Here is a 24,920-nt window from a genome sequence, read left to right on the forward strand (position 1 = left end):
GCCCGCAGATCAGATGAAGAGAGCGGGGTCGGCGTAGAGCCGCTCCTCGGAGCTCATCGCCGGCAGGTCCCCCAGCTGAGGGAAGCGGTACTGCGCCGGGATGCCCGTCGCGACCGCACCGGTGGGTACGTCCTTGACGATGACCGAGTTCGCGCCGACCTTGACCCGGGAGCCGACGTGCACGTCGCCGAGGATCTTCGCGCCGGCACCGACCATCACCTCGTCGCCGAGCGTCGGGTGCCGCTTGACCCGCTGGCCGGAGGTACCACCCAGCGTGACCCCGTGGAAGAGCATCACGTCATCACCGATGACCGCGGTCTCGCCGATGACGACGCCCATGCCGTGGTCGATGAAGAAGCGACGGCCGATGTGCGCCCCTGGGTGGATCTCGATCCCGGTGATGGAGCGCGACGCGTAGGCGAGCAGCCGCGCGGGCCACCGCAGCCGACGCTGCTGCCACCACCGGTGCGCGATGCGATGCAGCCAGATCGCGTGCAGACCGGCAGAGGTCAGCAGCACGACCCACCGCGAGGTCGCGGCGGGGTCGCGCTCCATGGCCGCGGTCACGTCCTCGCGGATCGTCTCGCGAACCGGCAGGTGAGAGGTCATCTTCAGTCGGTCAGACCCTCGAAGAGCGGCGTCGACAGGTAGCGCTCACCGAACGAGGGGATGATCACGACGATTGTCTTCCCGGCGTTCTCCGGGCGACGGGCGACCTGGTCAGCCGCCGCAAGAGCCGCGCCCGAGGAGATACCCACCAGCAGACCCTCGTCGGTGGCAGCCCGCCGAGCCCAGTCGAAGGAGGTGGAGGCATCGATGTCGATGACCTCGTCGTAGATGTCGGTGTCGAGGATCTCCGGGACGAAGTTCGCGCCGAGTCCCTGGATCTTGTGCGGTCCGGGGTCACCACCGTTGAGGATCGCCGACTCCGCGGGCTCCACGGCCACGATCTGGAGGTCGGGGTTCTGCGAGCGCAGGTACCGGCCGGCGCCCGTGATGGTGCCGCCGGTACCGATCCCGGAGACGAGGATGTCGACCTTGCCGTCGGTGTCCTGCCAGATCTCCGGGCCGGTGGTCTTCTCGTGGATGCTCGGGTTGGCCGCGTTGGCGAACTGCTTCGCCTGGACCGCGCCGCGCTCGGCAGCGACCTCGTCGGCCTTCTCGACCGCCCCCTTCATGCCCCCGGGCCCGGGGGTCAGGATGAGCTCGGCACCGAAGGCGCGCAGCAGGGCTCGGCGCTCCTTCGACATCGTCTCCGGCATCGTGAGCACGACCTTGTACCCGCGGGCCGCGCCGACCATGGCCAGGGCGATGCCGGTGTTGCCCGAGGTCGCCTCGACGATGGTGCCACCCGGCTTCAGGTCACCGGAGGCCTCGGCCGCGTCGACGATCGCCGCGCCGATGCGGTCCTTGACCGAGCTGGCCGGGTTGTAGAACTCGAGCTTGGCCGCGACGGTGGCGTCGGACTCGATGACGCGGTTGATCCGCACCAGCGGGGTCCGGCCGACGAGCTTCGTGGCGTCTTCGTAGATGGGCAACGCGGGGTCCTTCCATCGGAGGGTTCGAAGGGTGCCGCGCACGCGCGGCCGATCTCGTCCGAGAACGAACGAGGTGTTATGGATATTCCAACACCCTGTTATTTCCGGCCGCAAGCGGGTCTCATGCGGCGCGGGCGAGCCCCCTTCGCCTCCACCATGGTCTCCCTCATCGCCCGAGGGTGACGAGCGACGCACTGCCTCGGGGGTGCGGGGGCGCGCACGCTCACTAGACTGCCCGCCATGTCAGCCCTCCAGATCGTCGCGATCATCATCGGGGTCGGGATCACCATCGTCGGATGGGGCCTGCTCGCTCGAGCCGTCAAGCACTTCGTCACCCTCTTCAAGCTCGGGCAGTCCACGCCGAGCGGCGAACGGACGGCGAACCCGGGGGCGCGCACCGCCACGCTGCTGCGCGAGTTCCTGGGGCACACCCGCATGTCCCGCCTGCCGGTCGTGGCGATCGCCCACTGGGTCACGATGATCTCCTTCGGGGTCCTCTTCCTGACCCTCGTCCAGGCGACCGGGCAGCTGTTCGACCCGCACTTCGTCATCCCGTTCATCAGCACGTTCTTCCTCTACGAGTGGGTCACCGAGCTGTTCGCGATGACGGGCATCATCACGATCCTCATGCTGATGGCCATCCGGCAGAAGCAGCACCCGCGCTCGGCCGCGGGTGAGGAGGGCCGCCGTTCGCGCTTCTTCGGCTCGACCTTCTGGCAGGCCTACTACGTCGAGCTGACGATCCTCGGCGTGGGCCTGTGCATCGCGCTGCTGCGCGGCATGGAGTACGCGCTGATGAGCAACACGGGCGACACCGAGCACGCCTCGCTCTTCCACTTCCCGCTGACGGCGTGGCTCGGCTCGCTCTTCACGGGCATGTCCGTGGGCGCGCTCGAGACCGGGATCGTCGTCGTCGCGCTGATCAAGCTGATCATCTCCTACGCGTGGATGATCACCATCTCGCTCACCCCGACGATGGGTGTCGCCTGGCACCGCTTCCTCGCGTTCTTCAACATCTACTTCAAGCGCCACGCCGACGGACGCACCTCGCTGGGTGAGCTGCAGCCGATGATGGTCGACGGCAAGCCCTTCTCCATGGAGGCCATGGAGGAGATGGACGAGGACTCCACCTTCGGCGTGGGCAAGGTCGAGGACTTCACGTGGAAGGGCCTGCTCGACTTCAGCACCTGCACCGAGTGCGGTCGCTGCCAGGACCAGTGCCCGGCGTGGAACACCGAGAAGCCCCTCTCGCCGAAGATGATGATGATGGCGCTGCGCGACCACGCGCACAGCAAGGCGCCCTACCTGGCCGCCGCCGAGGGGGTCTCCGGTGCACTGCCGTCCGCCGGCGGTGCCCGCTCCCAGACCAAGTCCGGCGCCGTTGCGCTGGCGGATGCCCCGACCGACGCGGAGGGCTCCGTCGCCACCGCCGAGCCCGACGCGATCAACTGGGGCGAGATGGCCCTCGTCGGGCAGACCGGGTACGACCCGGAGCACCCGCTGACGGCCTACAACCCGCACGGGCCCGATGTCGTCATCGACGAGGACGCACTGTGGTCCTGCACCACCTGCGGCGCCTGCGTCGAGCAGTGCCCGGTGGACATCGAGCACGTCGACCACTTCGTCGACATGCGCCGCTACCAGACACTCATCGCCTCGGCCTTCCCGAGCGAGCTCGGGGGCCTGTTCAAGAAGCTCGAGTCGAAGGGCAACCCGTGGGGCATGGGCGCCAAGGCGCGCATGGACTGGGCGAAGGACCTTCCCTTCACGGTCAAGGTCTTCGGTGAGGACGTCGAGTCCGCCGACGAGGTCGACTACCTCTTCTGGGTCGGCTGCGCCGGCGCCTACGAGGACCGTGCGAAGAAGACGACCCGCGCCGTGGCCGAGCTCTTCGACCACGCCGGCGTGGACTTCGCCGTCCTCGGCAACGGTGAGACCTGCACCGGCGACTCCGCCCGCCGCGCGGGCAACGAGGTGCTCTTCCAGATGCTCGCGGAGCAGAACGTCGAGACCCTCAACGAGGTCGGCGCGACGAAGATCGTCGTCACCTGCGCGCACTGCTTCAACACGATCAAGAACGAGTACCCGCAGCTCGGCGGCAAGTACGAGGTGCTGCACCACACGCAGCTGCTCAACCGCATGGTCCGCGAGAAGAAGATCGCCCCGGTCAACCGTCCCGACGGCGCCCGCAAGTCCTCCCTCAAGGACGTCGCCTCCACCGGCCCGTCGGTCACCTACCACGACCCCTGCTACCTGGGTCGCCACAACAACGTCTACGCCCCGCCGCGTGAGCTCATCAGCGCCCTGCCGGGTGTCGAGCTGAAGGAGATGGAGCGGACCAAGGAGAAGTCCTTCTGCTGCGGCGCCGGTGGTGCCCGCATGTGGATGGAGGAGAAGCTCGGGTCGCGGATCAACCTCAACCGCACGGAGGAGGCCATCGCGACCGGCGCCGACCGGATCGCCGTCGGCTGCCCCTTCTGCCGCGTCATGCTCTCCGACGGGCTGACCGCCAAGCAGTCTGAGGGCGCGTCCGACGACATCGAGGTCGTCGACGTCGCGCAGATGCTGCTCGCCTCCATCAAGGAGTCCGAGGCGACGACTGGCGGCCAGACCGAGACCGAGGAGCAGGCCGAGGCCGAGCCCAAGACCGCGGTCCCCGCCCCCACCGAGGGCACGGAGGCGAAGGGGCGACCCCCGCCGCGCCGAGCGAGGCCGAGACCGCCAAGACCGCGGCCGCGGTCGAGGAGGCCGGCGAGGACCCGAAGGCCGTCGAGGGTCAGGAGACCGTCGCCGACAAGAACTCGGCTCCCTCGTGGGAGACCGGGGCTGCGGCCGCCGGTGGCGCCGCCGTCGTCGGTGCGGGTGCTGCTGCTTCTTCGTCGGACGACAGTCCTGCGGCCAAGAACGCCGCACCCGCCTGGGAGAGCGACACCGCGGCGAAGAACGCGGCACCGTCGTGGGAGACCGGGGCTGCCGCTCCGGCCACCGAGGCGCCAGAGCCCAGGGCCGAGGCGACTGCGACAGAGGCACCGGCCGACGACTCCGTGGCCGCCAAGAACGCCGCCCCCTCCTGGGAAACCGGCGGGGCTGCCGCTCCGGCCGCCGAAGCACCAGAGCCAAAGGCCGAGGCGACCCCGACCGAGGCACCGGCCGACGACTCGGTCGCCGCCAAGAACGCCGCCCCCTCCTGGGAAACCGGCGGGGCTGCCGCTCCGGCCGCCGAGGCGCCAGAGCCAAAGGCCGAGGCGACCCCGACAGAGGCACCGGCCGACGACTCCGTGGCCGCCAAGAACGCCGCCCCCTCCTGGGAAACCGGCGGGGCTGCCACCCCGGCTGCCGAGGCACCCGAGCCCAAGGCCGAGGCGACTGCGACCGAGGCACCGGCCAACGACTCCGTGGCCGCCAAGAACGCCGCCCCCTCCTGGGAGACCGGCGGGGCCACACCGGCCGAGGAGAGCACCGAGGCTGCCCCGGTCGAGGAGAGCACCGAGGCCACCCCGGTCGAGGAGAGCACCGAGGCCGCTCCGGCCGCCGAGGCTCCCGCGACCGAGACGGCCGAGCCGGCCGCTCCCGCAGCCGCGGGTGACAGCGACTTGGCGGCCAAGAACGCCGCCCCGTCGTGGGAGACCGGCACCCCGGCGGCCTCCTCGGCCACCGAAGCGCCGGCGCAGGAGGCTGCTGAGGCTCCCTCGCCGGAAACGGCCCCGACGGACGAGGCCCCGGCCGAGGCGCCGCAGCAGGAGCAGACCGCTCCCGAGGCGGAGACGGAGTCGGCTCCGGCGGACCAGCACGAGGCGACCGAGGCGCAGCAGGCCGAGGCCCCTACGGCGTCGACCTCGGACGAGGACCACCTGTCCGACCTGGCGAAGAAGAACGCCAAGCCGTCCTGGGAGTGATCCCGGACCGCTGATGAAGGGGGTTGCGCACCACGGTGCGCAACCCCCTTCGGCTGTCCCCCGTGGGGTGCATGCTTGGGGGCATGGAGTGGAGCACCCACCCGGTCGCCGCCGACCGGTTCGAGGACTTCGGCGACGTCATCAACCCGAATCGCCGGCAGAGCCACTGCTGGTGCCTGTCCCACCGCCTCACCGCGCCGCAGATCGAGGAGCTGGGCGAGGGCAGCCGCGAGCAGGCCGCACGGCGCCTGTGCGAGCGCGAGGTCCCGCCCGGCGTCGTCACCTATCTCGACGACACACCCGTCGGGTGGTGCAACATCGGTGCCCGCAGCGACATCCCCCGCCTGGTCGGGTCGACGAAGATCCACCCCGTCGACGACGTCCCCGTGTGGAGCATCATCTGCGTCGTCGTCCGCGGCGGGCACCGCAGGAAGGGAGTGACCGGCCACCTCATCCAGGGCGCCGTCGACTTCGCGGCCTCGCACGGAGCGCCCGCGGTCGAGGCCTACCCCGTCGACCCGGGCGATCGTCGGATGGACCTGACGATGGCCTTCGTCGGGACGAGGTCGATGTTCGAGCGGGCCGGCTTCGAGGTCATCGGCACGACGGACGCCATCGCCTCGAAGATGCCGCGCCTGGTGATGCGTCGGGCGCTCTGACCGGTCTGACCGCAGGAAGCTACGCGCGGGTACGACGACCACTTGCGCTGGGCGCCGGGAGGAGGACCCTATGGTTCCGGGGCTCCACCGCCGCGCTACGTCTGTAGTTGTCGTCGTACCCGCGCGTAAGTTCAGTTTGCGAACTGCACAGTAGCGGCGTCGGGCTCATCGCACCGCACTCTTGACCGACCGGTCAAACAGGACGAGCATGGAGGGACACGATCCGCCTCAGGCGCGACGGATCCCAATCCATGAAGGTGGGATGCTGTGATGCACAAGTGGACTCGATGGCAGGACTGGGTGGCCCTGACCGCCGGCGCGATCGCGCTGCTGGCCCCCCTGGTCACGACGACGGACACACGCGCGACGTGGACGATGGTCGTCCTCGGCGGACTGATCGTGCTCGCGTCGGCCTACTCCCTCTACACCCCCGGCGAGAGGGACACCATGAGCGAGGGCTCGCACGCCGTCCTCGGGGTACTGCTGTTCATCGCCCCGTGGGTCATGGGCTTCGCCGACCTGGGCGGTCTCGCCTGGACCGCGTGGATCGCCGGAGTCGTCACGTTCGTCGCCGGTGTGCTGACACTCCCCCAGGTCAGCGCTCGCATGCACCGCCCGGCCGCCTCGCACTAGGGGACACGATGGGCACCCCGGCCTCGCGCCGTGAACGCATCCTCGACGCGGCCGAGGTGCAGTTCGCCGGTGACGGCTTCGCCGCCACCGGCACCACCGCGATCGCGGACGGGGCCGGCGTGCCCAAGGGGCTGGTCTTCTACTACTTCCCGCGCAAGATCGACATCCTCCGGGCGCTCCTGGCCGAGCGGCTCCCGTCCCATCCCCTGTGCGAGCCGAGCGAGGTGACCCGCATCGGCGACCCCGTCGCCTCACTCGTCCAGCTCGCGCGCACGCTCGGCCTGGGGCGGCACGAGTCGGTCGTGCTGAGCACGATCATCTGGCGTGAGTCCGGGACCCATCCCGAGGTGCGTGAGCACCTGAGGGCCCTGCGCGAGAGCATCCTCGAGCTGACCGAGCAGGTCCTCGACTCCGCGATCGAGCACGCCATCGATCCGGTGATGCGCCGTCAGGCGGCGCAGACCTTCGTCGCCGTCGTGATGGACGATGCCAACACACAACGCTTCGAGGGCACGGGGCCCGACGTCGCCGGCGCGGCTCGAGTCATCAGCAACGCCCTCACGTCGCCGCCGGGCTGAGCACCACCGGCCCGCCGTGCCCCGGCCTCCCGGGGACGCCCGCGTGGGCCCGGCCGGATGTCAGTCCAGGCCCTCCGACTCGAGGAAGTCGGCGGCCACCTGGTCCGGGTCCTTCTTCTGAACGTCGGTCTGGCGCAGCATCTCCTGCAGCTTCTCGGTGGTCAGCTTCGCGGAGACCTCGTTGAGGGTCTCGTCGACCTTGTCCTGGACGTCGGCGCGGACGAGCGGCACGACGTTCTGGCTGCCGTAGAGCTTCTTCGGGTCGTCGAGCACCACGAAGTCGTTCTCGACGATCGCGGGGTCGGTGCTGAAGATGTTGGCCGCGTCGATCTGCCCGTTGGCCAGCGCACCGCTCATGGACTGCCCCGGCTTCAGCGCCCGGAAGTCACCGAAGGTCACCCCGTACGTCTCCTCCAGGCCCGGGATGCCCTGCGCGCGCTCCTTGAACTCCGCGGGCGCCCCGAGCGTCATGTCCCCGGCGACCCCCTCGAGGTCACCGATGGCGGACAGGTCCTGCGACTCGGCCGTCTCCTGGGTGACGACGATCGAGTCCTTGTCCTCGGCCGCGGACTTCTCGAGCACGGCCATGCCCTCGGGGAGCACGCCCTCGAGGGCCGCGTAGGTCTTGTCCGGGTCGACCTCGTCGAAGTCCTTGTCGTAGTAGAGCGCGAGCGCGCCGGTGTACTCCGGCATCACGTCGACCGAGCCCTCCTCGAGGGCCTTGAGGTAGACCTCGCGGGAGCCGATGCCGGTCTTGGTCGTGGCGTTGACGCCGTCGGCCTTGAGCGCGCCGGCGTAGATGTGTGCCAGGAGGGTCGACTCGGAGAAGTCCGCGGAGCCGACGACGACCTCCCCACCGGAGCCACCCCCTTCGCCCGAGGAGGACGAGGAGAGCGGGTCGCTCTCGCCACCGCAGGCGGACAGGGTGAGCGCGCCGACGCAGGCGATCGCGAGGAGCGCGGGACGAAGGGAGCGGGACGGGTTCATGCTGTGCCTCCAGCTGGTACGGGGTCGGTTTGGCGAAGTGCACGAGGGGTGCGCCCGGTCAGGCCGGGCGAGACGAGGTACCGGCCGAGCAGGGCGAAGGGGGCGTCCAGCGCGAGCGCGAGGAGTGCCACGAGCAGGGCACCGCCGGCGGTGCTGACGTAGTCGGAGATCGCCAGTCCGTCGATGAGGTAGCGGCCCAGTCCCCCGAGCCCGACGTACGCGGCGATCGTGGCCGTCGCGACGACCTGCAGGACGGCGGCGCGGATCCCGGAGATGAGCAGCGGCAGCGCGATGGGGATCTCGACGGAGCGCAGCACCTGCCGTCCGGTCATGCCCATGCCCTTCGCGGCGTCGAGGGCGGCGGGGTCGGCGGACTCCACCCCGGAGTAGGTACCCGACAGGATCGGTGGGATGGCCAGCAGCACGAGGACGGCGATGCTGGGCACGATGAAGGCGGACGCGCCCGGCAGCCGCGGCAGCAGCACGAGGGTCAGCGCGAAGAGGAGACCGAGTGTGGGGATGGCGCGCAGGGCGTTGGCGACCGTGACCATCCACCGGCCCCGGCCGGTGTGCCCGATCCACAGCCCGGCGGGGATCGCGACCAGGCCCGCCAGGAGGATCACGAGGAGCGTGTAGGCGATGTGCTCGAGGAGGCGCACGAGGATGCCGCCGTCACCGGACCACTCCTCGGCGCTGACCAGCCACTGCAGGATGTCGACGATCATGCGCTGCTCCCCTGCTGCGCGCGCCGCCAGGGGGTGAGCGTGTGCTCCCCCAACCGGATCAGCAGGTCGAAGACGACGGCCAGCAGGACCGAGGCGAGGATGCCGGCGAGCAGTTCGCCGGCGATCTCGCGGTTGAAGCCGTCGATGAGCAGGTCACCGAGCTGGTCGACCCCGATGAGGGAGGCGATCGAGACCATGCTCACGCTGCTCACCGCCGCCACCCGCAGGCCGGCGGCGATCACCGGGACGGCCAGCGGCAGGTCGACACCGAAGAACCGGCGCACGGAGGTGTACCCCATCGCCGTGGCCGACCGGGCGACCTCGTCGGGCACCGAGGTCAGCCCGTCGACGACGGAGCGCACGAGCAGGGCGATCGTGTAGATCGTCATCGCCACGACGACGTTGAGCGGGTCGAGGATGCTGGTGCCCAGGACGAGTGGCATCAGCACGAAGAGCGCCAGCGAGGGGATCGTGTAGAGCAGGCCGGACCCGGTGATGAGGACGCCGCGCAGCCACCGCGCCCTCGTCGCCAGCCAGCCGACGGGGATCGAGATGACCAGCCCGAGGATTAGCGGCAGGCCGGAGAGCCAGACGTGCTGCAGACCGAGGGAGGTGATGTCGTCCAGGTGGTCGAGGATCCACTGCATCAGTGCCTCGCACTGATCGGGGCCTGCTGCCGGTCCCTGGACTCGATGACCTCCAGCACCTCGGTCGCGCGGCAGGTCCCCACGAGCACACCGTCCTCGTCGACGACGACACCGCGCCGGCTCGGCGAGGACAGGGCTGCGTCGAGGGCGCCGCGCAGGGGGCCGTCCACCGTGGCCAGTGTGCCGCCGAGCGCGAGGTCCTCCTCGGTGACCGCACCGTCTGCGTCGGCGGGGCGGGCCCAGCCGAGAGGGCGGCGGTCCGCGTCGGTGACGAGGACCCAGCCGTCGGAGTCCGCGCTGCTGCCCGCGGCGCCAACCGGTGTGCCGATGACGACGGTCACCTCTTCGTGCAGGGGGTACTCGGCGGCATCGAATCCGAGGGCGCGGTAGCCGCGGTCCTTGCCGAGGAAGTCGGCGACGAAGGCGTCGGCCGGCGAGGCGAGCAGGTCGCGGGGGGTGGCCATCTGGGCGAGCACGCCCCCGGTACGCAGCACGGCCACGTGGTCGCCGAGCTTGATCGCCTCGTCGATGTCGTGGGTGACCATGACGATGGTCTTGCCGAGCTCACCCTGCAGGCGCAGGAACTCGTCCTGCAGCTGCCCGCGCACGACCGGGTCCACCGCGGAGAAGGGCTCGTCCATGAGCATCACCGGCGGGTCCGCGGCAAGCGCGCGGGCGACGCCGACGCGCTGCTGCTGCCCCCCGGAGAGCTGGCTGGGGTAGCGGCGTCCGAGCGCGGGGTCGATGCCGACGAGCTCGAGGAGCTCACGCGCACGGGTCAGCGCCGTGCGGCTCTTCTCCCCGAGCAGCAGCGGCACCGCGGCGACATTGCGCTCGACGGTGTGGTGCGGGAAGAGACCACCGTGCTGGATCACGTACCCGATACCCCGACGCAGCTGCGCGGGATCCATCGCCTGCACGTCCCGGCCGTCGATCGTCACCGTGCCGGAGGTCGGCTCGACCATCCGGTTGATCATCCTCAGGGTGGTCGTCTTGCCGCAGCCCGACGGACCGACGAGCACGGTGATGGCGCGGTCGGGCGCGCGCAGACTCAGATCGTCGACCGCCACGGACCCCCCGGGGAACCGCTTGGTCACGCCATCCAGCTCGATCATGCTCAGCTGCTTCCTGTCGAGTGGCTACCAACCTACTGTGTGAAGAGCTCCAGGACCTCTGCCCGCGGCACGCTCGCGACGTCGGGATGCTCCCACCGCGGCTGCTTGTCCTTGTCGACGAGCAGCGCGCGCACCCCTTCGCTGAAGTCAGGGCGGTGCAGCAGGTTGGCGCTGACGACCGTGTCCGTCCGCAGCACCTCGCGCACCGACTCCGCGTCCGCAGCACGACGCACCGCCTCGAGGGTGACGGCCACCGACAACGGCGAGCGCACGGAGATCTCCTCGGCCGCCGCCTGCGCGTCCGGGTGCGCGTGCGCGCGGAGTCGCTCGAGGACCAGGGCCGGGTCGTTGCCGGCGTAGCACTCGTCGATCCACTCCCGGGTCTTCCGGTCGTTGAGGTGCGAGGCCGGCAGCGGCCGAGCCTCGAAACGAGCGTCCGGCACGGACTCGACCGGACCGCCGGCGGCCACGGCGGCGAGGAGGTCCGGGATGCTGGCGGAGTCGACGACACAGTCCGCCAGACCGACGTCGACGGCGTCGGCACCGGAGATCGTCGCGCCGGTCATCGCCATGTGCGTGCCGAGCTCGCCGGGCATCCGCGCGAGCAGGTAGGTGGCGGCGACGTCGGGAAAGAAGCCGATGATCGTCTCGGGCATGGCGATCCGGGAGCGCTCCGTGGTCCACCGGGCGTCGGCGAACATCGAGATCCCGAGCCCGCCGCCCATGACGATGCCGTCCATGACCGCGATGACCGGCTTTGGGTACTCCGCGATCTGCGCGTCGAGGACGTACTCGTCGGCCCAGAAGTCCACGCCCCCGGAGCTGTCGGCCAGGTGCGCCTCCCGGACGGCGCGCACGTCGCCGCCGGCGCACAGGCCCTTCTCCCCCGCGCCCTCCAGCGAGACCGCGGTGATCGCGTCGTCCCCCTCCCAGGCCGTCAGCTGGTCCTGCATCGCGACGACCATGTCGCGGGTGAGGGAGTTGATTGCGCGGGGGCGGTTGAGCAGGACGCGGCCGAGCACGCCGTCACGGGCGAAGAGCACCTCGTCGGTGCCGGTCCTGCCGGGGGTGAAGTCAGGCATGGGCGTCACCTTTGCACACGGGTTGGCGGGCCGTGCACAAGAGGGACCCCTGGCGCACGTCGACGTCGGATTCGGGGGTGCTGGTCACGGGGAGTCCCTTTCGGGCACACCCGTCAGTCGTCGATGCGGGCGAAGGCGCCGTCCTGAGGTGTGAGGGCCCCCGGGCCCGAGCCTCGAAGGGGGGCGGCGGCCTCCAGCTCGAAGGCCAGCTCGAGCAGCAGCCGCTCCTGACCGCGCCGCGCGGAGAACATGACCCCGATCGGGCGCCCGTCGTCGGTGCGGCCCAGCGGCAGCGAGATCGAGGGCTGGCCGCTCGCGTTGTGCAGCGGGGTGAAGCCGACGTACTGGGTCAGGCGCTCCATGTGCGTCTCGAAGTCCAGGTCGCCGGCGAGGTACCCGATCCGCGGCGTGGTGTGGCACAGGGTCGGCGTGAGCAGCAGGTCCAGCCCTCGCGGGAAGAGCCGCTCCGCCCCGGTGCCGGTCGCGGCCAGCCGGGCCAAGACCATGGGGGTGCGGACCAGGCGCCGCTTGGCCTTCGCGGCCAGTCCGAGGGTGAGTCGGTCCAGGCGGGCGGGGTCGAAGTCCTTGCCGTACTGGCCCTTCCCCTGGGCCCTGGTAGCGAGGGCGAGCAGGCCCCAGTAGTCCTCGAAGTCGGTCTTGAAGAACTGCGGGATCGGCAGCTCGACGTCGGCCTCGAGGTCGTGGCCGAGACCGTCCAGCAGGGCACCCACCGCCTCGACGGCGGCGCGGGTCTGCGGGTCGGAGGGGCCGATGAGCGGCGAGTCGAGCATCATGCCGATGCGCAGCCGGCGGGCGCCGGGCCCCTCGACGAGCCCGACGGGTGGCAGGGCACGGGAGGGCTGGTATCGCTCGGCCGCGGCGATGAAGTTCGCGGTGTCGCGCACGGTGCGGGTCAGGACGCCGTTGACGACGATCTTGATGGGGGCCTGGTCGGTCGTCGGGTCACCCAGGAGCCGGCCGCGGCTGCTCTTGAGGCCGACGAGGCCGCACACCGCGGCGGGGATGCGGATCGAGCCGCCACCGTCGTTGCCGTGGGCGATCGGCAGGGCGCCGGAGGCGACGAGCGCCGCCGAGCCGCCGGACGACCCTCCCGAGGAGTAGCCCGTGTCCCAGGGGTTGCGGGTGACCCGGCCGTCGGGGCGCTCGGTCGTCGCGGTCCAGCCGAAGGGAGGACAGGTCGTGGTCGCCACCGGCACCACCCCGGTGGAGAGGAACTGCCTCACGAAGGGCCCGTCCTCCGTGGCCGCGGCGGTCGGCAGCGCGTCGGAGCCCATGGTCATGGGCAGGCCGGCGTGGTGGACGTTGTCCTTGATCGCGGAGGGCACCCCGGCGAAGGGGGCGGACGTCCCCTTCGGCAGGTGCCCGGCCCTGCGTCGGGCCCTCTCGAAGTCGCGCACCATCGTCGCGCCGAGCACCGGGTCGACCGCCTCGACGCGGCTGATCGCGGCGTCGACGGCCTCCTGCGCACTGATCCGGCCCGAGCGGATCTCCTCGGCGACGCCGGTGGCGTCGTGGGTCCCGAGGGCGTCGCCGGTGAAGGCCGACACCCGTCGCGACTCGTGGTCCTCGCGGATCTGCTCGTACGGGGCCGGGCGGGAGGTGTCGGTCGTCATGGCCAGATATTACCCGTGGGTCACCGAGGGCCCCGGCAGGTGATCGACCGCGTCGGGACGGAGGGGGCCTCGCTCAGAGATCCGTGCGGTGGAAGTTGGCGAAGGATCGGCTCGCCGTCGGACCGCGCTGGCCCTGGTAGTGGGAGCCGTAGGCCGCGGAGCCGTAAGGGTTCTCGGCCGGACTCGACAGGCGGAAGAAGCACAGCTGGCCGATCTTCATCCCCGGCCACAGCCGGATCGGCAGGGTCGCGACATTGCTCAGCTCGAGGGTGACGTGGCCGGAGAAGCCGGGGTCGACGAAGCCGGCCGTCGCGTGGGTGAGCAGCCCGAGCCGACCGAGCGAGGACTTGCCCTCGACGCGCGCGGCGAGGTCGTCGGGCAGGGTGACCGTCTCCAGGGTCGAGCCGAGGACGAACTCCCCGGGGTGCAGCACGAAGCCCTCCGCCGAGTCGACCTCGAGCAGGCGGGTCAGGTCCGGCTGCTCCTGCGCCGGGTCGATGACCGGGTACTTGTGGTTGTCGAAGAGGCGGAACCACTTGTCCATGCGCACGTCGACGCTGCTCGGCTGGACCATGCTCGGGTCCCAGGGGTCGAGCACGACCCGTCCACCATCGATCTCGGCGCGGATGTCCCGGTCGGAGAGCAGCATGTGGCGACCCTAGCGCCAGCCCTGACGTGTGTCGGCGCGAGTAGCGCCGCCGACTGAGTGCCGCGGTCACCCCACCGGGTGGACGATGGGGCCATGACCGACTCCCTCGCGCTGCTCGAGCGCACGTCCCGCCGCGGGCTGCTCACCCTGACCGCCGTGACGCTCGGCTCCGGGATCGCCCTGCTCGACGGCACGATCGTCGGGATCGCCCTGCCGACGATCGGGCGTGACCTGGACGCGAGCCTCAGCGGGCTGCAGTGGATCAACAACGGCTACGTGCTCACCCTCGCCTCGCTGATCCTCGTCGGCGGCGGCCTCGGCGACCGGTGGGGGCGGCGCCGGATGTACCTCGTCGGGATGGTCTGGTTCGCCCTCGCCTCGCTGGGGTGCGCCCTGGCCCCGAGCACGGAGTGGTTGGTCGCCGCGCGGATGCTGCAGGGGGTCGGCGCGGCCCTGCTGACCCCCGGCGGGCTGGCGATCATCCAGAGCTCCTTCCAGCCGAAGGACCGGCCCTGGGCCATCGGCACGTGGGCCGGGGTGTCGGGGATCGCCACGGCCATCGGGCCCTTCCTCGGCGGTTGGATCCTCGACCACCTCACGTGGCACTGGATCTTCGCGGTCAACGTGCCCCTGTGCGCGCTCGTCATCGGCCTCTCGCTCGTCGTGGTGCCGGAGTCGCGTGACGTCGAGTCGGCCGGCCCCTTCGACCTCGCCGGGGCGGGGACCACGGTGGTCGCGCTGGGGGCGCTCACCTGGCTGCTCACCAGCGGCTCAGGGGCGAAGGGGGCCGCCCTCGCCGTCGCGGGCGCGGCCCTCGTCCTCGCGGTGGTCGGGTTCGTCGTCGCCGAGACCCGCGCCAGCCGTCCCCTCGTGCCCTTCTCCCTGTTCACCTCGCGGGTGTTCGCCGCGGCCAACCTGATGACCTTCCTCGTCTACGGGGCGCTCGGGGCGATCATCTTCGTCCTCGTCATCCAGTTGCAGACGTCGTCGGGGTGGTCGCCACTGGCCTCGGGGCTGGCGACCCTGCCGGTCACCGTGCTGCTCCTGCTGCTCTCCCCGCGGATGGCCGAGCTGGCCGCCCGCACCGGGCCGCGGCTGCCGATGAGCGTCGGCCCCGTGACGTGCGCCGTCGGGGTGCTCTTCCTCGCGGGCGTCGGCCCGGGGACGGGCTGGGGACTCGTGCTGTCGGGGACGACGATCTTCGCCCTCGGCCTGGCCACCCTAGTCTCACCCCTGACCGCGGCGGTGCTCGCGGCCGCACCGGACCGTCTGGCGGGCGCGGCCAGCGGGATCAACAACGCCGTCGCCCGCACCGGCACCCTGCTGGCGGTCGCGGCGATCCCGCCGCTTGTCGGGCTGACCGGGGACGACTACACCGACCCGGCCGCGCTGACGCAGGGGTACCGGCTGGCCACCTTCGTCATCGCGGGGCTGCTGCTGCTCGGTGGCGGCGTCAGTTGGATCGGCCTGCGCCCCACCCGGCCGTGACCCTCACCAGCCCCTCACCATGACCACGACATCGAGGGAGGACGCAGAAATTACTGCGTCCTCCCTCGATTTCTGCGTCCGGAGCGCCCGGGACGCGGTTGCCGTCAGTGCACCCCGCTCATCAGCTTCTTGATCGAGGGGGTCCCCGCGGCGAGCGCCAGGCCGAGCACGATGGCGGTGACTCCGCTGAAGGCGAAGTAGCCGATCTCGTCGTTCGGGTCGTAGTACCCCGCGAGCACACCGGCCAGGGTCGTGCCCAGCGAGACGGACAGGAAGAACAACGCCACCATCTGCGCCCGGAAGGCAGCGGGCGCGAGCTTCGTCGCGACGGACAGGCCGACGGGCGAGAGGGACAGCTCGGCCCAGGTGAAGAAGAGCAGCACGATGACGATGCCGTACAGCGGGGCGCTGTTCGGCGCCTCGGTCGAGAAGGGGATGAAGAGCAGGAAGGCGACGCCCATCAGCACCAGGCCGCCCGCGAACTTCAGCGGCGAGCTCGGCTGACGCGGCCCCAGCTTCGTCCACATCGCCGCGAAGACGGCCGCGAAGACGATGATGAAGATCGGGTTGATCGACTGCACGAAGCTCGGGGGCATGGTCCAGCCCAGGATCGTGCGGTCCAGTCGCTGCTCGGAGTAGATCGCGACGACGGTGAACTGCTGCTGGAAGAGCGCCCAGAACGCGGCCGAGGCGATGAAGAGCGGGATGAAGGCCGTGACCCGGCGACGCTCGAGGGCACTCACGCGCGAGTGGGTCAGGAGCAGCGCGAAGTAGCCGATGGCGGCGACGATGGCAGCGCCGGCGACGACCGTGGCGAGGTTGGCGGCGTTGACCAGTCCCGTGACGAGGAGTGCCGTGATGACGAGGAGCGCGACCGCACCGATGCCGAACCACTTGCCGCGTTCGCTGCTCGGCAGGGGGTTGGGGACGTCGTGTGACTCGGCGGGCAGGTTCTTGCGGGTCAGGCCGTACTGGAGCAGTCCGATGGTCATGCCGACGGCGGCGGCGCCGAAGCCGACGTGGAAGCCCCAGGAGGTCTGGAGCCACCCGGTGATCAGCGGGCCGATGAGGCCACCGATGTTGATGCCCATGTAGAAGATTGAGAAGCCCGCGTCGCGCCGCTCGTCCCCCTCGGCGTAGAGCGTGCCGACGAGTGAGGTCGCCGTGGCCTTCAACCCGCCGGAGCCCACGGCGACGAGCACGAGACCGACCGCGAGGCCGACGGCGCCGGGCAGCACGGCCAGCGAGATGTGGCCGCCCATGATCATGATCGCGGAGGAGAAGAGGACCCGCTCCGAGCCGAGGACCCGGTCGGCCAGCCAGGCGCCGAGGATGGTCGACAGGTACACGGCACCGCCGTAGGCACCCACGAGCCCGGTGGCCACGCCCTGGTCGATGCCCAGTCCCCCGTCGGCCACGGAGAAGTACATGTAGTACAGCAGGATCGCCTGCATGCCGTAGAAGGAGAATCGCTCCCACAGCTCCACGCTGAACAGGTTGGCCAGCATCCGCGGCTGGCCCATGAACGAGCGGTCCTCGACTCTGACCTCTGCTTCGGGGGAAGAACTCATCCGTCAATGGTCACATGATTGCCCGAGCCGCTTGCCCCGCCCCCTCACGGCCTCGCCCCCTCACGGCCCGGGCGACGAGGGCCCGGGTGACGGGGCGGGGGCTACGACCGGTGGCGTCGCGCGATGGCCGTCGCGACCACGGCTGCGGCGGCGACGGCTGCCGCTCCCACCGTGACCGCGGTGCGCAACGCGTGGTCGGGCCGCGTCCCGCGCATCGCCCGACGCACCGCCTCGTCGAAGCCGAGCAGCCCCCCGGTCGGCACACCCACGTACTCGTCGAGATCCCACTCCCGGCGCACGACCTCGTGGACCAGGCTGCCGACGAGCGGCTTGGCGACGTCGGCCTCGACGGGGGTGATCACCCCGACCCAGTGGCTGGCCAGCCACGGCGTCAGCACCGGGACCCCGACGATGAGACGCCGCCGCAGACCGTTGACCACGGCGAACCGCTGGATCATCTCCTCGTAGGTGAGCACCTCCGGTCCGCCGATGTCGAAGGTGCGGTTGACCTCGCTCGGCAGCCGAGCGGCCCCGACGAGGTAGTGCAGGGCATCGTCGACGGCGATCGGCTGGATCCGGTTGCGCAACCACCGCGGGGCGACCATCGCCGGCAGCCGCTCGGTGAGGTACCGCAGCATGTCGAAGGAGACCGACCCGTCGCCGAGCACGACCGCGGCCTGCAGCACCGCGGTCGGGACCGGGCCGCGCAACAGCACCTCACCGACCTCCACCCGGGAGGCGAGGTGCAGCGAGAGGTCGGCCCCCTCGGGGTGCAGGCCACCGAGGTAGACGATGCGACCGACCTGCTCGTCGGCCGCCGCCGAGGCGAAGCCGGCCGCCATCTCGCGGTCGCGCCGGGCCAGATCGCCCCCGCCGTCCATGGAGTGCACGAGGTAGTAGGCGACGTCGACCCCGGACAGCGCCGCGCGCAGGTCGTCCCCGGAGGTGACATCACCCTCGGCGACCTCGACCCGGTCGGCCCATTCCTTGGCGCGCAGCCGCTCCGCGGACCGGGTGAGCACGCGCACCGTCCAGCCGTCGTCGAGCAGCCGGGGCACGAGCAGGCCGCCGATGTAGCCGGTGGCTCCGGTGACGAGCACCGTGCCCCGGGCGAAGGGGGTGGGATCGGACTGGTTCATGGGTTCACCTCAGGAGGTCGAGGGCGGGTGGGAGGAGCAGGAGCATGGAGCTGGACCAGATGACGTGCGTGATGATCGGGGCGAGCACCCCACCGGTCACCCGGCGCTGGGCGGCGGTGATCACCCCGAGCACGACCGCGGCGACGGCCAGCATGAGGTTGCCGGTGGCCGCCGTGGCCAACCCGTAGACCACCGTCGTGATGGCGATCGGGTGGCGACGTCCGACGGAGGCGAAGAGCGCGCCGCGGAAGAACAGCTCCTCGCCGACACCGTTGATGACCGTTATCGCCCAGACGAGCCCCACCGACCCGTAGCGGGCGTGGGCCAGCACGGCGTCGACCCGCTCGGCCAGCCAGGGGACCCGACCGACGAGGACGGCTCCCGCGAGGAAGATCGCGACGGCCAGCAGGGCCAGCGAGACCGGCTGCACCAGGGGCCGCGCGAAGCCGCCCTCGCGGGTGCGTGCCCACCCCACATGCAGCCGGCCGGCCGAGAGACCCCCGATGATCCAGACGAGGGCCAGGGCCAGGGCTGCGATGTAGAAGGAGTCGTCTCCGGGCGGGATGCGCAGCGTCAGGGCGAGGATGACGGATCCGACCACGAGGGTCACCGCGGTCACGACCCGTCGCCGCCGCACGAGTGCCAGTGGCTCGTGGTGGTCCCGGGGCACGGGCGCGACGAGCGCCGCCGCCGCGAACGCCCGCAGCTCACGGATGGGACGGATCATGACCCCACCCTCTCACCGGCCCGCGCCTCAGGGGGGATGCGCGATCACGACGAGCGGGCCATGCGGGTCGTGATCGCCGCCCACACCCGGACCGGCAGGACCCGGGCGACCTTCATCGTCACGGCCATCCGCCGGGGGAAGACGATCTCGGGCTTGTCCGCCTCCAGCCCGTCGGCGATCTCCGTGGCGGCCTCCTCGGCCTCGATGATGAAGGGCATCGGGAAGGAGTTGGTCGCGGTCATGTCGGTGCGCACGAAGCCCGGGCACACGGTGGTGACCCGCACCCCCTTCGTCGACAGCGAGGCGCGCATCGACTCGAGCAGGTTGATCTGGGCCGCCTTGGTGGACGCGTAGGCCTCTGCCCCTGACAGTCCCCGGTAGCCGGCGACCGAGGCGATGCCCACGAGGTGCCCGCTGCGCTCCGCGACCATCTCCGGCACGGTCGCGTCGATGACGTTGTTCAGCCCAAGCAGATTGATCTCGACGTGCTTGGCGAACTCGTCGGCCTGCCAGTCGGTCGCCGTGAAGGTCTGCCAGTGCCCCACGCTCCAGATGACCGTGTCGATCCGCCCCAGGGCGTGGCGCACCTCCGTCGCCGCCGCGTGGGTCGACTCGCGGTCGGTCGCGTCGAGCGGCACCGTGGGGAAGCGGCCCCGGGCGACCTCGTCGAGCTGCTCGGGGCGTCGGGCACTGATGGCGACCAGCGCACCGCGCTGGTGGAGCTCCTCGGCCAGGGCGGCCCCGATGCCGCTGGAGGCACCCACCACCCAGACGCGTTGTCCCACGAGGCTGCTCATCGGGTCTCCTGTCGTTCGAGTCGGATCTGGGCGACGTCGATGTAGTCGGCGGCGAAGCCGGCCTCGCAGTACGCGAGGTAGAACTCCCACTTGCGCCGGAAGGTCTCGTCGAAGCCGCCTGCTGCGATCGTCGGCCACTCCTGCAGGAAGGTGGCCCGCCAGCGGCGCAGGGTCTCCGCGTAGTCGCGACCGAAACGGCGGGTGTCCGTGATCCTCAGCGAGGTGTGCACCCTCGTCGTCTCCTCGATCGCCCGCTCGGAGGGGATGAGCCCTCCGGGGAAGATGTGCTTCTGGATCCAGCCGTAGGAGTGGCGCGTCGCCCGGTAGCGCTCGTGCGACATGAGGATCGACTGGATCGCCGCGACCCCGCCGGGGGCCAGGAGTCCGTCGATGGCGCGGAAGTACGTCGGCCAGTACTCCTCCCCGACCGCCTCGATCATCTCGACGCTGACGATCGCGTCGAACTCGCCGGTGACCTCGCGGTAGTCCTGCAGACGCACCTCGATGCGCTCGGCCAGCCCCGGCTCGTCGCGGTCGGCGGCGGCGACGCGCTCGCGGGCGAGGGCGGCCTGCTCGTGGGAGAGGGTGATCGAGGTGACGGTGGCCCCGCGGCGGGCCGCGGCGATCGCGAGGGACCCCCAGCCGGTACCGATCTCCAGTACGCGCGCGCCGGCGGTGATGTCGGCCGCGTCGAGCACGGCCTCGATCTTCGCCCGCTGCGCCTCCGCCAGGGTCTGCTCGGCCAGCGGGCGGCTCCGGTCGAAGAGGGCCGAGCTGTAGCTGAGGGTCTCGTCGAGGAAGGCCTCGAAGAGGTCGTTGCTGAGGTCGTAGTGCGCCTCGATGTTCTTCCGCGAGCCGACGAGGGTGTTGCGCGTGCCCGCCGGGATGCGGCGGTCGACGACGCGGCGCATCCGGTGCAGCACCGGCGGCACGAGCGTCGTCAGCCGCTGCGCGAAGGGAAGGAGGGCGTCGGCCAGGTCGGTGCCCGGGGCCGCGTCCCAGTCCCCGGCCATGTACCCCTCCCCGAGACCGATCTTCGGGTGGTGGGCCATCCGCTCGAAGAGGGCCGTCGGCTGCAGGATGCGCAGGGTCGGGGCATCGGCGTCGCGCCCTCCGCCGAGGCTGGTGCCGTCGGGCATGGTGACCCGGACGGGCGCACGGTCGAGCACGGCGGTGACCACCGGCCGGGCGATGTGGGCGCGCACGCACCAGGGGCGCAGGGCGGGGCGGCGCAGGCAGATCGGTTGGTTGACGGTGGGCACGACTGCAGTCATCGGACGTACTCCTGGGTGTGGGGGCGGCGGGGCCGGATGGGGAGGCGGCGGGCCCACAGCCGGATGCCGTGGGCGCGGATCAGGGCGCTGACGCGCCAGGTCATGAGCAGGTGACGCGCAGCCGTCCGCGCGACGGCAGCGTCGGTGGCCGGGAGCGGGACACCCGTGGTGGTGGCGGTGAGGACCCGCTCACCGTCCCGGTCCAGGCCCACGGTGACGGACACGCGGTCGGGACCGAGCCGCAGACCCACCGCGTACTCCCCGCTGGTGTCGTTGAAGGGTGAGACGTAGAAGGCCTTGTCCGTGCGCGCCCGGCCGGCCGCGTCGACGTCGAGCAGGTACGCGTGCCGCTCGCCGTAGGTGTTGTGCACCTCGAAGATGCAGGCCCGCAGACTGTCGTCCGGCGCGAGACACCAGAAGACGGTGAGCGGGTCGAAGACGTGCCCGAGCACGCGGGCGTTGGCGAGCATGACGACCCGATCCTCGGCCCCGAGCGGCACGCCCCGGCGGGCCAGGAAGCGCTCGACATCACCCCGGATCCCGCCACCCAGGCGGCCCTCGTCGAGGTGGTCGCGCGCCTCGATCCGGGTCAGCGCACGCAACGGCCACCCGTGCCGCGGCAGGTCGTCGACGTCGACGAGCCACTGGTACTGCCGGTGGGTGAAGGCGTGCCTCAGCGGGATGCGGCGCGTGTGACTCACCGTCCCGACGACGAGGCTCGGCAGGGTCGGCAGCCCCCTTCGCACGTGCTTGGGCTCCTGCGACATCTGGCCGGGCTCCCTTCGCAACTGCTTAGGCTCCTGCGACATCACCACGTCACCCCGAGCCGCTGCGCCGCCTCGACCCCGGAGCGGCAGCCGTCCTCGTGAAAGCCCCACCCGAGGTGCGCGCCGGCGAAGGCAAGCCGGTCACCGCCGGCGCCGCGCAGTCGGGTGGCCGCCGCGACTGCCTCCCGGGTGAAGACGGGGTGGGCGTACTCCATCCGGGCGACCACGTCCCCTTCGTCGATGGGGGTCGGGGAGTTGAGCGTGACGATGAACTGGTCCCCCTCCTCGTCGTGGCCGTGGAGGCGGTTCATCCAGTAGCTGACCCGCGGTTCGGTGGCGCCGCCGCAGGTGGCGCTGCGGTAGTTCCACGAGGCGCGTGCCCGTCGGGCGGTCGGCAGGTGGCGGGTGTCGCGGTGCAGCACGGTGGCATTGCGGGTGTAGCGGATGGCGGCGAGGTCCTCCTTCTCCTGGGGCGTCGCGTCGGCGAGGAGGGCGAGCGCCTGGTCGGCGTGGTTGGCCAGGACGACCTTGTCGAAGGGGGTGGCCCCGGCGGCGGTGCGCACGTCGACCCCGTCGGCGTGCCGGGTCACGGAGGTCACGGTGGCGTTTGTGCGCACGTCGCCCAGTTGGGCAGCGAGCGCGTCGACGTAGGTGGCCGACCCGCCGGTGACGGTGCGCCACGTCGGCGACCCCGTGACGCTGAGCATGCCGTGGTGCTCGAGGAAGGCGAAGAGGTGCCGGGCCGGGTAGTCCAGGGAGTCGTCGTCCCCGGACGACCACACGCACGAGACGAGCGGGAGCGCGAAGTGGGCGATGAAGTGGTCCGAGAAGCCGCCCCGCTGCAGGAACTCGCCCCACGTCGGGTCGTCGGCGGGCCCGGCGGCGTCCGGGGACGTCCCCTCCCCCGGGTCGGTCAGGACCGCCTTGGCCGCCCGGTGGAAGCGCGGGATCTCGAGGAGCATCCGCAGGAACTTCGGGTCGAGCAACCGCCGCGGCTGGGCGAGGACTGCACCGACCCCACGCCCTCCAGCCCAGGACAGGCCGCACCCGTCGCACGTGATGGACATGCTCATCTCGGTGGGCTGCGTCGGGATGTCGAGCTCGCGGAAGAGGCGCAGCAGGTGGGGGTACGTCCGCTCGTTGTGGACGATGAAGCCGCTGTCGACACGCACGTCCGTTCCCGCACTCGTGGGCACGGTGTGGGTGTGCGCGTGGCCTCCCAGACGCGCGTCCGACTCGTAGAGGGTGACGTCGTGGGTCCGGGAGAGCACGTACGCCGCGGTGAGCCCGGAGACCCCGGCGCCGATGACGGCCACGGTCGGCCGCCGCGCTCCGCTCGGGCGGATGGGGGTGTCGTCGAGGTCGGTCACGTCGGGTGCTCCTGCACTGGGTTTCTGCTGGGGGCGGAAGGGGGTTCACCAGTGGTTCGGCGCCCATCCCGTCAAAGGATTGTTTAACCTTTGTCCAAACGTTAGAGTCGTTCCTGCACCTCTGTCAAATGTTTGTCTAAGGATGGCTCAGCATGAGGATCACCCGAACGATCACCGTCGACGGCACGGCCCCGGCGGCCGTGTACGCCTACCTCAAGGACTTCACGAACAGCGAGCAGTGGGACCCCGGCACCGTGGAGACGACCCTGGTCGAGGGCGACGGCGGGGTGGGCAGCAAGTACCACAACCGTTCGGTCTTCCGCGGCCGGGAGACCGAGCTGACGTACGAGACCGTCGACCTCCAGCCGGATCGCCTCGTCGTCATGCGCGGCGAGAACCGGACGGTCACCGCCGTGGACACCATGTCCATCCGCCCCGGTCGCGACGGGGCGGGTACCGTGCTGGTCTACGAGGCGGACTTCACGTTCAAGGGCCTCGCCAAGCTGGCCACCCCCTTCATGCGCGGCCCGCTGACGACGCTCGGTGATGACGCCGAGGAGGCTCTCAACCGAGAGCTGCCACAGCTCTGAGAGGCCCGAGGACCACCCGGATGTACACGATCAAGCGCGCAGCCGAGCTCACCGGCGTGCCGGCGGCCACGCTGCGCGCCTGGGAGCGGCGATACGACATCGTCGAGCCCCGGCGCACCGACGCCGGGTACCGGATCTACGACGAGGAGTCCCTCGACCGCATCCGCGAGATGGCCGCCCTCCTCGACGACGGGTGGAGCGCGAGCAACGCCGCGGCAGAGGTGGCCCGGCGACGTCTGTCCGCCGGCTCGGCGACGCCGAGCACTCCCCCTTCGCCCCTCGGTCCGCCCCTCTCCGGCGCGGACGCACCGCCCCTCTCGCCGGCCGAGGGAGCGGCCGCGACCGCCCGCCTGATCGAGGCGGCGACGTCGCTCGACCCGGAAGCGGTCGCCCGGGTGCTGGACGAGCGCTTCTCCCGCGCCTCCTTCGAGCGCGTGGTCGACGACTGGCTCATGCCGGCGCTCGAGGAAGTGGGGCGGGCGTGGGTGCAGGGGCACATCTCGGTCGCCGGCGAGCACCTGGTCTCGCACGCGGTGCTGCGTCGCCTGGCGGCCGCCTACGACGCGGCAGCGAGCCACACCGGCGGCCCCTCGGTCATCATCGGCCTGCCCGCCGGGGTCCACCACGAGCTGGGCGTCTTCGCCTTCGCCGTTGCCCTGCGTCGTCTCGGGGTCAACACCGTCCACCTCGGGCCCGACCTGCCGGCGCCGGCGTGGAGCACGGCCCTGGACGCCCACGCCGCGCGGCACGCGGTGATCAGCGTGCCCGGGCCGAAGGACGTCCCGGCCGCTCGTGAGCTCGTCGAGACGCTGCGCTCCTCCCACGACGACGCGACCGTCTTCGTCGGTGGCGGCCGCCAGGACGACCTCGACGCGCCCGGAGTCATCCGGCTGGGCCACGCCATCGCGCCTGCCGCGGCGCAGGTCGCGTCCGCGCTCACCCGGTGACCCGCAACTGCTTAGGCTCCTGCGTCGCCCCCTTCGCGACTGCTTAGGCTCCTGCGCCGCCCCCTTCGCAGCTGCTTAGGCTCCTGCGTCCCCTTGTCGTGCGCCCG

24 protein-coding genes and 1 pseudogene are annotated in these 24,920 nt (G+C 71.3%); 8 read left to right on the forward strand and 17 right to left on the reverse strand.

The features are described 5' to 3' along the window. Window positions 1-9: 9 nt before the first annotated feature. Window positions 10-609 carry a serine O-acetyltransferase gene (cysE, locus tag PVE36_RS13260; protein ID WP_277452992.1) on the reverse strand — a complete coding sequence of 200 codons (600 nt, stop codon included), beginning with the start codon at window positions 607-609 and terminating at the stop codon, window positions 10-12. Between the two features lie 2 nt (window positions 610-611). Then, window positions 612-1,538 carry a cysteine synthase A gene (gene cysK / locus PVE36_RS13265; protein ID WP_277452993.1) on the reverse strand — a complete coding sequence of 309 codons (927 nt, stop codon included), beginning with the start codon at window positions 1,536-1,538 and terminating at the stop codon, window positions 612-614. A gap of 1,113 nt (window positions 1,539-2,651) precedes the next feature. On the opposite strand from cysK, the pseudogene PVE36_RS16255 reads away from it, so the two are divergent. After that, window positions 2,652-3,971 (forward strand): annotated as a pseudogene (locus PVE36_RS16255) ((Fe-S)-binding protein); the annotation flags it as partial. Between the two features lie 343 nt (window positions 3,972-4,314). Here the strand turns inward: PVE36_RS16255 and PVE36_RS13275 are convergent. Further along, the gene (locus PVE36_RS13275) at window positions 4,315-4,524 is read right to left on the reverse strand and encodes a hypothetical protein (RefSeq protein ID WP_277452994.1); all 210 of its coding nucleotides are present in this window, start codon (window positions 4,522-4,524) and stop codon (window positions 4,315-4,317) included. 58 nt (window positions 4,525-4,582) lie between these two features. On the opposite strand from PVE36_RS13275, the gene PVE36_RS13280 reads away from it, so the two are divergent. The 4 genes from PVE36_RS13280 (at window position 4,583) to PVE36_RS13295 (ending at window position 7,304) form a co-directional block, all read left to right on the forward strand. Continuing rightward, window positions 4,583-5,434 carry a hypothetical protein gene (locus tag PVE36_RS13280; RefSeq protein WP_277452995.1) on the forward strand — a complete coding sequence of 284 codons (852 nt, stop codon included), beginning with the start codon at window positions 4,583-4,585 and terminating at the stop codon, window positions 5,432-5,434. 83 nt (window positions 5,435-5,517) lie between these two features. Continuing rightward, window positions 5,518-6,093 carry a GNAT family N-acetyltransferase gene (locus PVE36_RS13285; RefSeq protein ID WP_277452996.1) on the forward strand — a complete coding sequence of 192 codons (576 nt, stop codon included), beginning with the start codon at window positions 5,518-5,520 and terminating at the stop codon, window positions 6,091-6,093. A 270-nt stretch (window positions 6,094-6,363) separates the two neighbouring features. Then, window positions 6,364-6,726 (forward strand): SPW repeat protein, encoded by a 363-nt coding sequence (locus tag PVE36_RS13290; RefSeq protein ID WP_277452998.1) that lies wholly within the window; start codon window positions 6,364-6,366, stop codon window positions 6,724-6,726. Between the two features lie 8 nt (window positions 6,727-6,734). Further along, complete coding sequence (locus tag PVE36_RS13295; protein ID WP_277453000.1) at window positions 6,735-7,304, forward strand: TetR/AcrR family transcriptional regulator; 570 nt, start codon at window positions 6,735-6,737, stop codon at window positions 7,302-7,304. 60 nt (window positions 7,305-7,364) lie between these two features. On the opposite strand, the gene PVE36_RS13300 is transcribed toward PVE36_RS13295, so the two are convergent. From PVE36_RS13300 to dcd, 7 genes are all read right to left on the reverse strand, one after another. Then, on the reverse strand, window positions 7,365-8,291 hold the full coding sequence (locus PVE36_RS13300; RefSeq protein ID WP_277453002.1) for an ABC transporter substrate-binding protein: 927 nt from the start codon (window positions 8,289-8,291) through the stop codon (window positions 7,365-7,367). After that, a complete protein-coding gene (locus tag PVE36_RS13305; RefSeq protein WP_277453003.1) occupies window positions 8,288-9,016 on the reverse strand; it encodes an ABC transporter permease in 729 nt (242 codons plus the stop codon). Before PVE36_RS13305 ends, PVE36_RS13300 begins: the two co-directional genes overlap by 4 nt. Next, on the reverse strand, window positions 9,013-9,663 hold the full coding sequence (locus PVE36_RS13310; RefSeq protein WP_277453004.1) for an ABC transporter permease: 651 nt from the start codon (window positions 9,661-9,663) through the stop codon (window positions 9,013-9,015). Before PVE36_RS13310 ends, PVE36_RS13305 begins: the two co-directional genes overlap by 4 nt. After that, window positions 9,663-10,778 carry an ATP-binding cassette domain-containing protein gene (locus tag PVE36_RS13315; protein ID WP_277453005.1) on the reverse strand — a complete coding sequence of 372 codons (1,116 nt, stop codon included), beginning with the start codon at window positions 10,776-10,778 and terminating at the stop codon, window positions 9,663-9,665. Before PVE36_RS13315 ends, PVE36_RS13310 begins: the two co-directional genes overlap by 1 nt. Before the next feature lie 32 nt (window positions 10,779-10,810). Next, window positions 10,811-11,860, reverse strand: coding sequence for an enoyl-CoA hydratase/isomerase family protein (locus tag PVE36_RS13320; protein WP_277453006.1), 1,050 nt, complete (start codon window positions 11,858-11,860; stop codon window positions 10,811-10,813). 113 nt (window positions 11,861-11,973) lie between these two features. After that, window positions 11,974-13,494 (reverse strand): amidase, encoded by a 1,521-nt coding sequence (locus PVE36_RS13325; RefSeq protein WP_277453007.1) that lies wholly within the window; start codon window positions 13,492-13,494, stop codon window positions 11,974-11,976. A gap of 73 nt (window positions 13,495-13,567) precedes the next feature. Then, window positions 13,568-14,143 (reverse strand): dCTP deaminase, encoded by a 576-nt coding sequence (gene dcd, locus PVE36_RS13330; RefSeq protein WP_277453008.1) that lies wholly within the window; start codon window positions 14,141-14,143, stop codon window positions 13,568-13,570. 93 nt (window positions 14,144-14,236) lie between these two features. Here dcd and PVE36_RS13335 point away from each other — a divergent pair, with 93 nt between their 5' ends. Continuing rightward, window positions 14,237-15,631, forward strand: coding sequence for an MFS transporter (locus PVE36_RS13335; protein WP_277453009.1), 1,395 nt, complete (start codon window positions 14,237-14,239; stop codon window positions 15,629-15,631). A gap of 104 nt (window positions 15,632-15,735) precedes the next feature. On the opposite strand, the gene PVE36_RS13340 is transcribed toward PVE36_RS13335, so the two are convergent. The 7 genes from PVE36_RS13340 to PVE36_RS13370 form a co-directional block, all read right to left on the reverse strand. Beyond that, window positions 15,736-17,202, reverse strand: coding sequence for a peptide MFS transporter (locus PVE36_RS13340; RefSeq protein WP_277453011.1), 1,467 nt, complete (start codon window positions 17,200-17,202; stop codon window positions 15,736-15,738). Between the two features lie 101 nt (window positions 17,203-17,303). Beyond that, window positions 17,304-18,341, reverse strand: a complete 1,038-nt coding sequence (locus PVE36_RS13345; RefSeq protein WP_277453012.1) for an NAD(P)H-binding protein — start codon at window positions 18,339-18,341, stop codon at window positions 17,304-17,306. A gap of 4 nt (window positions 18,342-18,345) precedes the next feature. Continuing rightward, window positions 18,346-19,068 (reverse strand): CPBP family intramembrane glutamic endopeptidase, encoded by a 723-nt coding sequence (locus tag PVE36_RS13350; RefSeq protein WP_277453013.1) that lies wholly within the window; start codon window positions 19,066-19,068, stop codon window positions 18,346-18,348. 44 nt (window positions 19,069-19,112) lie between these two features. After that, window positions 19,113-19,865, reverse strand: coding sequence for an SDR family NAD(P)-dependent oxidoreductase (locus PVE36_RS13355; protein WP_277453014.1), 753 nt, complete (start codon window positions 19,863-19,865; stop codon window positions 19,113-19,115). Next, the gene (locus tag PVE36_RS13360) at window positions 19,862-21,139 is read right to left on the reverse strand and encodes a cyclopropane-fatty-acyl-phospholipid synthase family protein (protein ID WP_277453016.1); all 1,278 of its coding nucleotides are present in this window, start codon (window positions 21,137-21,139) and stop codon (window positions 19,862-19,864) included. The genes PVE36_RS13355 and PVE36_RS13360 overlap by 4 nt, the downstream gene beginning before the upstream one ends. After that, the gene (locus PVE36_RS13365; RefSeq protein ID WP_346780591.1) at window positions 21,136-21,948 is read right to left on the reverse strand and encodes a DUF1365 domain-containing protein; all 813 of its coding nucleotides are present in this window, start codon (window positions 21,946-21,948) and stop codon (window positions 21,136-21,138) included. Before PVE36_RS13365 ends, PVE36_RS13360 begins: the two co-directional genes overlap by 4 nt. Then, window positions 21,948-23,276, reverse strand: a complete 1,329-nt coding sequence (locus PVE36_RS13370) for an FAD-dependent oxidoreductase (RefSeq protein ID WP_277453017.1) — start codon at window positions 23,274-23,276, stop codon at window positions 21,948-21,950. The genes PVE36_RS13365 and PVE36_RS13370 overlap by 1 nt, the downstream gene beginning before the upstream one ends. Window positions 23,277-23,428: 152 nt before the next feature. On the opposite strand from PVE36_RS13370, the gene PVE36_RS13375 reads away from it, so the two are divergent. Together PVE36_RS13375 and PVE36_RS13380 are read left to right on the forward strand one after the other, a co-directional pair. Next, window positions 23,429-23,866 carry an SRPBCC family protein gene (locus PVE36_RS13375; RefSeq protein ID WP_277453019.1) on the forward strand — a complete coding sequence of 146 codons (438 nt, stop codon included), beginning with the start codon at window positions 23,429-23,431 and terminating at the stop codon, window positions 23,864-23,866. 20 nt (window positions 23,867-23,886) lie between these two features. Then, window positions 23,887-24,813 (forward strand): MerR family transcriptional regulator, encoded by a 927-nt coding sequence (locus PVE36_RS13380; RefSeq protein ID WP_277453021.1) that lies wholly within the window; start codon window positions 23,887-23,889, stop codon window positions 24,811-24,813. The last annotated feature ends 107 nt before the right edge of the window (window positions 24,814-24,920 follow it).

This window comes from Janibacter sp. DB-40, from assembly GCF_029510815.1.
Lineage (GTDB): Bacteria > Actinomycetota > Actinomycetes > Actinomycetales > Dermatophilaceae > Janibacter.